The sequence below is a fragment of the Holdemanella sp. genome (assembly GCF_056804935.1).
The window spans coordinates 1-10,431 of record NZ_DBMEXE010000037.1 but is presented as its reverse complement, the minus strand read 5'-3'; the positions used below and the strand labels follow the sequence as shown (position 1 = coordinate 10,431).

Sequence of the window (10,431 nt, the reverse complement as noted above, 5' to 3'; positions counted from 1 at the left end):
TCGGATGCACACTTCTTATTTGGATGTTCAGGAATCAACTTAGATATTCTAGCTCGTGGACCACTATGGGATCAGGATGTGGATTATCAATGTGGTACAGGTCATGGTGTAGGCCACTTATTGAATGTACATGAATCACCAAATGGCTTTAGATGGAGAGTGTTGCCTCATCGTAATGAAATGTGTGTATTAGATGAGGGTATGATTACTTCAAATGAGCCGGGTGTCTATTGTGAAGGTAAGTTTGGTATTCGTCATGAAAATGAAATGGTTGTCGTAAAAGGCAATGTGAATAACTATGGTCAGTTCATGCATTTTGAGCCAATTACGTTTGTACCTTTTGACTTGGATGGTTTGGATGTTTCTTTATTGACAAATGAAGAAAAGGCTTGGTTGAACAACTATCATAAAGAGGTCTTGGAAAAGATCAGTCCTTATTTAACAAGTGATGAAGCTGAGTGGTTAAAATCGGCTTGTCGATCTATTTAATGAAAGAAAGAATGATACCAATCACATGTCCACATTGTGGGCATGTTTTTGAGATAAAAAGAGATACGGTTGTGATTGCACAAATGGATAGTGTCGCTAGAATTCGCTTGAATGATGGTTCGTATTTTATGCATCAATGTCAAAAGTGTAAGTCCATGTTTTATTTGTACTATCCATTCCTATATCGGGATCCGAAAAAGAAGTTTAATCTTGTCTTGACACAACAAAAGAATATAGATAATTTGAGTGAAGATGAGATGGTTGTACTTTGTCATAGTGTTTCACAGTTTCTTTTGGCTTTTAAGATCTATGATCAGTGTTTAAATCCTAAACTTGTACTGGTTAAAAAGAAGCAGTTGGAAAAAAGATTGGGTCGTAGTATCAAATTTGATTATTATGACAAGAAGAATGGTTGTCTTTGGTTTGAGGATATGGCTGTATCTTTAACCAAAGAGGAATGTAAAGAGATTCTTATTTTGTAGTATTGTCAAAATAGGTTATAATGTTGGATAGAAATGAGGTTTTAAGTATGAATATTTTAATTGCCGGTGGTACTGGATATATTGGTAGTCATATTTGTGTTGAATTATTAGAAAGTGGTCATGATGTTGTCGTGATTGATGATTTCTCAAATTCAAAACCAGATGTGTTGGAATCGATTTATAAAATTACAGGAAAGCGTGTTAAATTTTATGAATTTAATGTGTTAGATGAGGAAAAGACGGAATCTGTATTTAAGGAAAATAAATTGGATGCGGTGATTCATTGTTGCGCATTTAAAGCAGTTGGTGAAAGTGTTCAAAAACCAATTGAATATTATACAAATAACTTGATGACTACTTTAGTGGTGGCCAAGATGATGAAAAAGTATCATGTTCCAAGTATTGTGTTTAGTTCAAGTGCGACTGTATATGGAGATCCTGAAGTGGTTCCTTTAACAGAAGACTGTAAGCTAGGTGAAACAACCAATCCTTATGGAGCTACAAAAGCGATGATGGAAAGAATCTTAACGGATGTACAGTTTGCCAACCCAGAAATGAGTGTAACTTTACTTCGTTATTTCAATCCAATTGGAGCGCATGAATCGGGTTTGATTGGTGAAAATCCAAAGGGAATCCCTAATAACTTGATGCCTTATATTATGAAGGTGGCAACAGGTGAACTTCCAGAACTTGGTGTATTTGGAGATGATTATGATACACCGGATGGAACGGGTGTTCGTGACTATATTCATGTGGTCGACTTGGCTAAAGGACATGTATTAGCAATTGAAAAGTACAATACACCAGGTGTACATATTTGTAACTTGGGAACAGGAAAAGGATATAGTGTATTAGATATTGTACATGCCTTTGAAAGAGTAAATGGAATCAAGATTCCTTATGTCATCAAACCAAGACGTCCAGGTGATATTGCGACTTGCTACGCAGATCCGACTCGTGCTAAGGAACAGCTTGGCTGGGTAGCTGAAAAGAACTTGGATGATATGTGTAGAGATACATGGAATTTTGCGAAGAAACAATTATTATAGTGAGGTATTTATGGCTAAGATTATTTTAACGGGGGATCGTCCGACGGGTAAATTGCATATTGGACATTATGTGGGTTCCTTAAGAAATCGTGTTCTTTTACAGAATTCTGGAGAATATGATGAAATTTATATTATGATTGCGGATGCACAGGCATTGACAGATAATTTTGATAATCCGGATAAGGTGCGTGAAAACATTTTAGAGGTGGCTTTGGATTATTTGGCTTGTGGTATTGATCCGAGTAAGACAACGATTTTTATTCAGTCTGAAATCAGTCAATTGACAGAATTGACATTCTATTATATGAACTTAGTTTCTGTAAGTCGTCTTCAAAGAAATCCAACTGTGAAGGCTGAAATTAAGATGCGTGGATTTGATGCGAGTATTCCCGTTGGCTTCCAGTGTTATCCAATTTCACAGGCTGCAGACATTACGGCGTTTAAGGCGACTACGGTTCCTGCTGGTGAAGATCAGATGCCTATGATTGAACAGACGCAGGAGATCGTTCATAAATTCAATTCGATTTATGGTGAGACTTTGGTAGAACCTAAAATCTTATTACCACAAAACTGTGCTTGTTTAAGACTTCCGGGTACAGATGGTAAGGCAAAGATGTCTAAGTCTTTGGGTAACTGTATTTATTTGTCGGATGATGAAGAGACAATCAAGAAGAAAGTTATGAGTATGTATACAGATCCTGATCATATTAAGGTGAGTGATCCTGGTAAGATTGAGGGGAACTGTGTATTTACATATTTGGATGCATTCTGTAAGCCAGAGCATTTCGAAAAGTATTTGCCGGAATATGAAAACTTGGATGCATTAAAAGCACACTATCAGCGTGGTGGTTTAGGAGATGTGAAGGTTAAACGTTTCTTAAATAGTGTTATGCAAGAAGAGTTGGCTCCAATTCGTGAAAGAAGATTGGAATGGCAGGCAAAACTTCCTGAAGTTGTCAAGATTCTAGAAGAGGGTACGAAAAAGGCGTATGCGACAGCGGAAAAGACTTTGGATGAAGTGAAGTCAAGTATGAAAATCAATTATTTCAAAGATAATTCTTTGATCTAGGGGTATAGAAAATGGTAGTTGTAGATAAAGAAAATTTTATGGGTGGTACTGGTATTGCGCATTTTGAACATATCATGAGTGCACAAGAGATGCATGGTATGAACCGTGTGTATGCCAAGGTCACTTTAAAGAAGGGTTGTAGTGTTGGTTATCATGTGCATAATGGAGATGGCGAAGATTATTTCGTTCTTTCTGGAGTGGCAACATTGGATGATAATCATGAGCGAACTTTATATTTAAAGCCAGGGGAACATTATTTTACACCGAGTGGCAAGGGTCATAGCATTTTGAATGAACAAGATGAGGATCTAGTCTTCATGGCTTTGATTATTTATGATTCTCAACAAAAAATGTAAACAGATTACTAATTTGTGCAAACACAATGAACAAAATTGATATATAATACTATTGGTTTTGTGAAAGCGGTTTCGCACATAGAACTATTTCTCTCTATAATATTTCTGTGAGAAATAATCCGTCAATTTATTCTCTTAAATCGCGACTTAATAGAGGATGCATAAAGAGTAGGAATGCGCGCCTACTCTTTTTTGTTGGTCAAACTTTGTGTATTATAGATATAGGAACGTCTGAAGTGGGTAAAAGATGCGTCTCACACGCCGTAGTGGCCTGGGTAAGCGTTGTTTATTTTTGAAAGGTAGGGTATATTGTATGGCAATCAAGAGTTTTACAGATACATATAAAATTAAAGGTTCTGATATAGATCGATTTTGTCGTATTATGTCGGATACAAAGAAAATCAAAATTCAAACAACAAATGATCATCATGATCTAAAAGATGTTGAAGAATATAGGAAATTGTTTGGATTTGTAAAAAAATGATTGTGTATTTACAGATAATCGGTTTGGGTTATTTAATTTTTAGTGCTGTGGGAAGCAAGAAAAACACCCGGTATTTTGATGATGGGATACCGAGTGTGTCTTTTTACTTTCCAAATAAATCGCTATGTGTTCCTGTTCGGGATAATGTTAACACGAGTAAATCATTCTCAATTCGATAGACTAGTAGCCAATCCGGCTGAATGTGACATTCACGATGACCAATCCAGTTTCCGGTTAATGCGTGATCCTTATTCTTCTCTGGAAGTTCTTCGTTGCTAGCCAATTTACGAATAATGTTGTCAAGAAGATCAATATCAAGATGACGCTTCATCGCAAGCTTATAATCCTTCTTAAATTGATTTGTCCAAACGATGTCTAAATGTTTACTCATTCTTTTAATGCCTTCAATGCTTCCTCTACATCAGAGTAGCGCTTTACAGATGAATCACGTGCAATGCGTTCTGCTTCCAACATTGCTGCTATCGTTTCTTTGTTTGGTTTCTCCATACGTACATCAAAAGGGAAACCACCAACACGAAGTGATTGACGAAGAAACACGTTAATTGCAGTAGTAAGATTGATACCTAATTCACCATACATTGCTTCGCATTGTTTCTTAATATCGCTGTCCATACGAACACTGAAATTAGTTGTGTTAGCCATAAATGTCAACTCCTTATCTACTTATTACACTTAAATTATATATCTAATGCATTGCATAGTCAACCTAATAGACGTGTATAAGATTTAAAAAACAGAATATTTTGTATGGAGAGTCTATTGCTTGTATTTGAATTGAAAACAAAAAAATCTAATTATCTAAAATGTAATCGAGTCACTTGAGTTATAGTGTATAATTTGTATCTTTTGATTTGTGCTTAATACAAAAAATACAAATTCACTAAAAAGTACAAAGACAAATGGTTGTATAGGGATTATAATAAAGGTGTATTAAGTGCTAATACATAAAACTTCCTTTCTATCTTAAAACTATGGGAAATACGGCAGGACTTTGTGTCTTGTCGTTTTTCCTTTATAATGGGTGTGGAGGTTTTTTTGTGTATGAAATATCCTAAGTTTTTAAATGAGAAGTATAATACGATTGGTGTTTGCGCTATGTCGAGTGGTGTAGGGCATAAGCTAGATAGTTTTGATGCGTCTATAGAGTATATTGAATCAAATGGGTTTCATATTGTTGAAACAGCTAGTGTTCGTAATAATAGTGAACCAAGTATTGATGCCAAAACTCGTGTTGATGAATTGAATTCGTTGGTGAATGATTCTAAAATTGGAGCCGTATGGTTGGCGGCTGGGGGTGACTTTCAGTTTGAGACGTTGCCGTATATTGATTTTGATTGGATTGAAAAGAATCCCAAGTGGTACTTGGGTGCGAGTGATCCTACAAATTTATTGTTTCCCATAACTTGTAAGTGTGATTTGGCTACGGTGTATGGTTTTAATGCGGGTAGTTTTGATGAATATGGTATCAATGAATATTCGAGTTTGTGTCTTGATTTTTTAAAGGGAAAGAATAGTGAACTGCATTCGAGTTCTATGCATCAGGATGTTGATTTTTATAATGATGGAGCTCCAATACTTAACACAAAGACAGAGTATGTGGGTGATTGTAGTGTATCGGGTAGATTACTTGGTGGTTGTTTTGAGAGTATAAATGACATGGCGGGCACGCCTTATGATTTTGTAAAAGAATTTAATGAACGCTATAAGTTGGATGGGATTATTTGGTTCCTTGATATTTTTTCAATGAATTCATGTGATGTGTATCGTGCTTTATTGAAGATGAAGTATATGGGGTATTTTAAATATACGAAGGCTATATTGGTAGGTCGTGTACTATTTAAGAATGTTTCGGATTTAATTGGGTATGAAGACGCTTTTAAAAAAGCACTACCTGATATCAATGTTGTATTTCAGGTGGATATTGGACATACATATCCGCATATGTATGTAGTAAATGGTGCCATGGCGCGTGTTGAGATTTGTGATGGTCAGGGTACTATTGATTATGAAATGAAAGAGTGATTTTAAATGATTGAATATACTCAAGAGAAGAAGTTTACACCGATGAAGTACAAGAATTGTTCCTGTAAGTGAATTGGGTGTCTGGTGAATATCCAAAGCGATTGTATAAGGCTTTAATGCATTCAAGTACAGTCATTAGTGCTTGGAAGGATGGAAAGCTTTGTGGATTAGTTCGTGTGCTAGATGATAGTGAGATGCTTGCGTATGTGCATTATGTACTTGTAAATCCAAAGTATCAGGGTTTGGGTATTGCTGGCATTTTATTGAACTGGTTAAAGAGAAGTATAAGGATTATTTGTATATTGAGGGTATGCCTGAAGACAAGAGCAATGTAGCTTTTTATGTGAAGCATGGTTTTCAAGAGTTTGAGGGTGCTGGTAGTATCATTATTTGTAATCCGGGAAAAAAGGAATAGTTAAAAACCCCATATCTATAGAAGGTATGGGGCTTGTTGATAATATAATATTCTACTAATTTATAATTTACAACGAATGCAATTTGGCAATCAATGCTTCTTGAAGGACTTGCGAAAAATTGATTTTTTTGCTCATAGCTTCTTTGTTTAACCATTCGGGTATGGTTAATGTTTTTTTGATGGCTTTATTGAAATGTGTTTTTGCATATTCTTCAACATCAACAGATACAAGGGTGACAAAAGATTGTTTAAATTCGAATTCAAGTTCAGATGCGATTTGTGTTGGATCAATTTCTTCTAACTTTGAAGGAATTGGAATATCTTCATTGTCTAGTTTTGCGCTGAACAATGCACCGGCTAGACAATCTACGGCCATTTCCATTGCGTCTTGTAGTGAATCTCCACATGTGGAAAGGTAATTGAAGTCTGGAAAAATGACAGAGTAATGATTTTCTTCTTCAAAGAAACAAGCTGGATAAATTGACAACATGTTGTTTACCTCCTTTTTAAAATATTCAAGCAGAGTTATTTAAGCCCTGCTTGTTTTAGGATGGATTGTTCAGTTGACTTTGACAAATCTTTTGTGTGAAATGGTATAGTCACTTTACCTTTTTTCGTTGGGTGTTTGTATTGCCTGTGGGAACCCACTTGGCTTTTTAATACCCATCCATCCGCAAGGATAAGTCGCTCCATATCCTTTGACGTCATTGGCATATGTGTCCTCCTTGCACAATTATTATATCAAAATATACGTGCATATGCAATACGTATTACAGCGAAACGTATAAACAAAAAGAAGGAGGTTAATCCTTCTTTGAAATATAGAGTGTACATGTAAAGTCTAGGTTTTTAGATTGGTCAATTAAGTATTGTGGTTGTACTTTTGCGCCCCAGCTGTTGATTCCGCCTACGCCCATTTGTTGTTTTGTGATTCTTAGATGGGTTGTATTGGTTTGTGGAAGTTCAAATGTGTGGTTGGCATTATATAGGTGCATAAAGGAATACTTGCTTGCCATGCATTCCATTTTTTCAGACTTGATGTTTACTTGAATGGTGTCGTTGGATAGGCTGCACCATTTGCAGTCTGTGTGGTTGCCGTGTTCTTGTGGCTTTAAGTATGGAATGTAGTTTGTGTCTACGTTTTCAAAGTAGAAATCGGTTAAGGCATGGTCTCGATCTATATATGTGTCTTTTTCGCCTTTTCCAAAGTAGGCGAAGTTTTTGAACTCTTCTTTTAGGGCAAATTCGATTCCAAAGAGTGGTAGCGTTTGTCTTTGTGAGTTTTTGTCTAGGTGCAACTGGATTTGAATACTTTGATTGTTGTAGACTGTATAGACGAGTTTACATTCTTCTTCAATGGATTCAAGTTGAATGGTATAGATTATTTGTGCGCATTTGGAGTTTCGTATCATTTTAAAGTTGACTACATTTTGAAATAGGCTGGCATTTAGCCAGCTGGCATAGGTTTGTTTGGCACCGCGATCATTGTCAGTTAAGGCTCTGTAGAAGATGGGTTTTGGTGCTTGTTTGAGTATTTCTTCATCATTTACTTGAATGGATACTAAACCTTTGCGTTTGTCAAATAGGTATTCGGTATCGATAAATTGAATGCCGATTGTTTCTTTGCCTTCTACTTCGAGCATGGCTTGTTCTTTGGGTTGGTCTTGTTTGACTTCAAAGACTTGTTGGTCAAAGGATTGAATGCCTAATGGTGTTTTGTAGTAGATGGTTTTTGTGTAATAGCCTGGGGTATTGATTTGTTTAAATTGTACGGGCATTGTTTTTGTAGTGCCTGGTTCTACACTTGTTTTAAAGATGCCGGATTGTATAACGAGTCCGTTTTGTTTCAATTCAAAAATAAAGGTATCTTTACTTAGGTCGTAGAATAGGTTTTTATTTTTAATGGTTACCGAATCGAAATGGATTTCCATATCGACATAGCGGTAGAGTTGTTTTAGTTCTTGGCTTTTGCCGGTTTCTTCTCGATTGGTTAAAAGGATGCCGTCTCCACAAAAGTTAGAGTCGTTTGGATAGTCGTCGAAGTCTTGTCCATAATAGTATTGTCCGTCTTTTTGGATGGCTTGGTCTACATAGTCCCATACAAAGCCGCCTTGGTATTGTTCGTATTCGTCTTCTAGATTGGTATATTCTTCCATGCCTCCAAGACTATTTCCCATGGCGTGCATATATTCACATAGCATAAATGGTTTCATTGGATGGCTTTCTAGATAGGCTTTAACATTTTCTGGAGATGTATACAATCTAGATTCAATGTCCGAAGCGTTTTCGAATGTTCGATCTTGTGTGATGCCTTCATAGTGGACAAGTCTTGATGGATCTTGTTCTTTGAAGTAGTCGTGAAGAATCATAAAATTGGATCCGCTTCCTGATTCATTTCCAAGAGACCACATTAAGATGCAGGCATGGTTTTTGTCTCTTTCATACATGCTTCTAGCTCGATCTAATAAACAATCTGTCCATTCGGTTTTGTTTTGTGGAAGGATATCCCTGGCTCCATGGGTTTCTAGATTCATTTCGTCAATGACGTAGATTCCGTATTGGTCGCATAGTTTATACCAATAGCTGTTGTTTGGATAGTGAGATGTTCTTATGGCGTTGATGTTTAGTGATTTTAAGATATGAATGTCTTCTTCCATTTGTTCTTGAGATAAACATCTTCCTGTTTTTGGATCCCATTCATGGCGGTTGATGCCGTGGAATACAATTCGTTTTCCGTTGAGTTTCATAATGCCATATTCGAGCGTGAATTTTCGAAATCCGACTTGTTCTTGAATGGTTTCAATGATTTCGTTGTTTGTATCGTATAAAACGAGTTCTAATTGATACAGATTTGGGAATTCACTGCTCCATAGGCATGTATTTTCTACAGGGATTTCAAATGAATCTTGCATATTGCCATTCCATACGATGTTTCCTTGTGGATCGTATAGTTTGGCTTGTAGTGTGTGGGATTCATTACTACTCATTTTACAAACACAACTAAGAACACTTTTGTTTGTGTCTAGATCGATGTCTGTATCAATTTTTAAGTCTTGTATGTGTTGGCTAGGTTGTTTATAGATCATGACATCTCTAAAGATACCGGTAAAGCGCCACATGTCTTGGTCTTCTAGCCATGTGCCTGTGCATTTTTGAAAGATGCGTACGCAGAGTACGTTATCTTTTTCTTGTGTGTATTTTGTGATGTCAAAGCGGCTTGGGGTAAAGGAATCTTCGGAGTATCCGATGAATTTACCATTTAGCCATACGTAGATATTGGATTCTACGCCTTCAAAGGATAGAATGAGTTTATTTCCTATAAAGTCTTGTGGACAATCAAATGTTTTACGATATTGATAGACTTTGTTTTTGTCCATATCAATTTGTCCTGGTTTTACCACGTCATGTCCATCCCAAGGGTAGGTAACGTCTGTATAGTGTGGGTTATCAAATCCTTGTAGTTGGATGTGTCCGGGTACTTGGATGTCGTTCCAGTTGGAGTCATTAAATTCTGTATTATAGAAGAATTTAAAGCATGAATCATAATTTTTTGAAAGGTTGAATTTCCATGTTCCATTTAGTGAGAATGAGCTTGGTTTTTTGTCCTTTCCAATTGTATATATGTGGTCGCTATAAGCTTGTAGTCTATTTACTTGAAAGACGCGTGGGTCTTTGATCCAGTTTAAGTCTGGTGTTCGCATTGTATCACTCCTTGTTTTATTGGTAACTTAGATTATATCAAAGGCAAGTATTGAAAGGAAGGTAAAAATCAATTAAAATATTTGATAAATTGGAGGTTGAAAGATGTCAGACATTCTTGGTTTTGTGGTTTCAATAGCCTTAATTTATTTTGGAATCAAAGTCGCATTTAAGTTTATTAAGTGGATTGGAATTCTATTGGTTGTAGTATTTGTGTTTAAAATGGTAGCATTGTTGATTTAATATATGTTGGATTATGTAATAATTTGGTAAAAAGCTAACTATATAAAATAACTGGAAATTTATGGCTAGTTTTAAATTGATCTTCGAAAATGTGAATATTGG

Annotated in this window: 14 protein-coding genes; 9 read left to right on the top strand and 5 right to left on the bottom strand. The window is 36.0% G+C overall.

Features of this window, described 5'->3' with window-relative positions:
• The 6 genes from ACZQCL_RS03115 to ACZQCL_RS03090 form a co-directional block, all read left to right on the top strand.
• Nucleotides 1-489, top strand: a 489-nt coding sequence (locus tag ACZQCL_RS03115) for a M24 family metallopeptidase C-terminal domain-containing protein (protein ID WP_482481822.1), incomplete at its 5' end; no start/stop codon positions are given.
• An 11-nt stretch (nt 490-500) separates the two neighbouring features.
• On the top strand, nt 501-971 hold the full coding sequence (locus tag ACZQCL_RS03110; RefSeq protein ID WP_482481821.1) for a CpXC domain-containing protein: 471 nt from the start codon (nt 501-503) through the stop codon (nt 969-971).
• Between the two features lie 47 nt (nt 972-1,018).
• Nucleotides 1,019-2,020: a UDP-glucose 4-epimerase GalE gene (gene galE / locus ACZQCL_RS03105; RefSeq protein ID WP_118115991.1), complete on the top strand. Its 1,002-nt coding sequence runs from the start codon at nt 1,019-1,021 to the stop codon at nt 2,018-2,020.
• 10 nt (nt 2,021-2,030) lie between these two features.
• Nucleotides 2,031-3,089, top strand: a complete 1,059-nt coding sequence (gene trpS / locus ACZQCL_RS03100; RefSeq protein ID WP_117571709.1) for a tryptophan--tRNA ligase — start codon at nt 2,031-2,033, stop codon at nt 3,087-3,089.
• An 11-nt stretch (nt 3,090-3,100) separates the two neighbouring features.
• A complete protein-coding gene (locus ACZQCL_RS03095) occupies nt 3,101-3,445 on the top strand; it encodes a cupin domain-containing protein (protein ID WP_118115989.1) in 345 nt (114 codons plus the stop codon).
• A 313-nt stretch (nt 3,446-3,758) separates the two neighbouring features.
• Entirely contained in the window at nt 3,759-3,929 is a 171-nt protein-coding gene (locus ACZQCL_RS03090) for a hypothetical protein (RefSeq protein WP_482481820.1), read from the top strand.
• A 103-nt stretch (nt 3,930-4,032) separates the two neighbouring features.
• Here the strand turns inward: ACZQCL_RS03090 and ACZQCL_RS03085 are convergent, their stop codons facing one another.
• Together ACZQCL_RS03085 and ACZQCL_RS03080 are read right to left on the bottom strand one after the other, a co-directional pair.
• On the bottom strand, nt 4,033-4,320 hold the full coding sequence (locus ACZQCL_RS03085; RefSeq protein WP_482481819.1) for a type II toxin-antitoxin system YafQ family toxin: 288 nt from the start codon (nt 4,318-4,320) through the stop codon (nt 4,033-4,035).
• Entirely contained in the window at nt 4,317-4,592 is a 276-nt protein-coding gene (locus ACZQCL_RS03080) for a type II toxin-antitoxin system RelB/DinJ family antitoxin (RefSeq protein WP_279143443.1), read from the bottom strand. Before ACZQCL_RS03080 ends, ACZQCL_RS03085 begins: the two co-directional genes overlap by 4 nt.
• Nucleotides 4,593-4,991: 399 nt before the next feature.
• On the opposite strand from ACZQCL_RS03080, the gene ACZQCL_RS03075 reads away from it, so the two are divergent.
• Complete coding sequence (locus ACZQCL_RS03075) at nt 4,992-5,972, top strand: S66 family peptidase (protein ID WP_482481818.1); 981 nt, start codon at nt 4,992-4,994, stop codon at nt 5,970-5,972.
• 68 nt (nt 5,973-6,040) lie between these two features.
• Complete coding sequence (locus tag ACZQCL_RS03070) at nt 6,041-6,307, top strand: GNAT family N-acetyltransferase (protein ID WP_333882398.1); 267 nt, start codon at nt 6,041-6,043, stop codon at nt 6,305-6,307.
• A gap of 147 nt (nt 6,308-6,454) precedes the next feature.
• On the opposite strand, the gene ACZQCL_RS03065 is transcribed toward ACZQCL_RS03070, so the two are convergent.
• The 3 genes from ACZQCL_RS03065 to lacZ all read right to left on the bottom strand — a co-directional run bounded on the left by ACZQCL_RS03065 (nt 6,455) and on the right by lacZ (nt 10,088).
• Complete coding sequence (locus ACZQCL_RS03065) at nt 6,455-6,877, bottom strand: type II toxin-antitoxin system HicB family antitoxin (RefSeq protein ID WP_117571702.1); 423 nt, start codon at nt 6,875-6,877, stop codon at nt 6,455-6,457.
• Between the two features lie 35 nt (nt 6,878-6,912).
• A complete protein-coding gene (locus ACZQCL_RS03060) occupies nt 6,913-7,095 on the bottom strand; it encodes a type II toxin-antitoxin system HicA family toxin (protein WP_220413856.1) in 183 nt (60 codons plus the stop codon).
• Nucleotides 7,096-7,190: 95 nt separating this feature from the next.
• Nucleotides 7,191-10,088, bottom strand: a complete 2,898-nt coding sequence (lacZ, locus tag ACZQCL_RS03055) for a beta-galactosidase, LacZ type (RefSeq protein ID WP_482481817.1) — start codon at nt 10,086-10,088, stop codon at nt 7,191-7,193.
• A gap of 103 nt (nt 10,089-10,191) precedes the next feature.
• Between lacZ and ACZQCL_RS03050 the strand changes: the two genes are divergently transcribed.
• A complete protein-coding gene (locus tag ACZQCL_RS03050; protein WP_158551060.1) occupies nt 10,192-10,329 on the top strand; it encodes a hypothetical protein in 138 nt (45 codons plus the stop codon).
• Nucleotides 10,330-10,431: the final 102 nt, after the last annotated feature.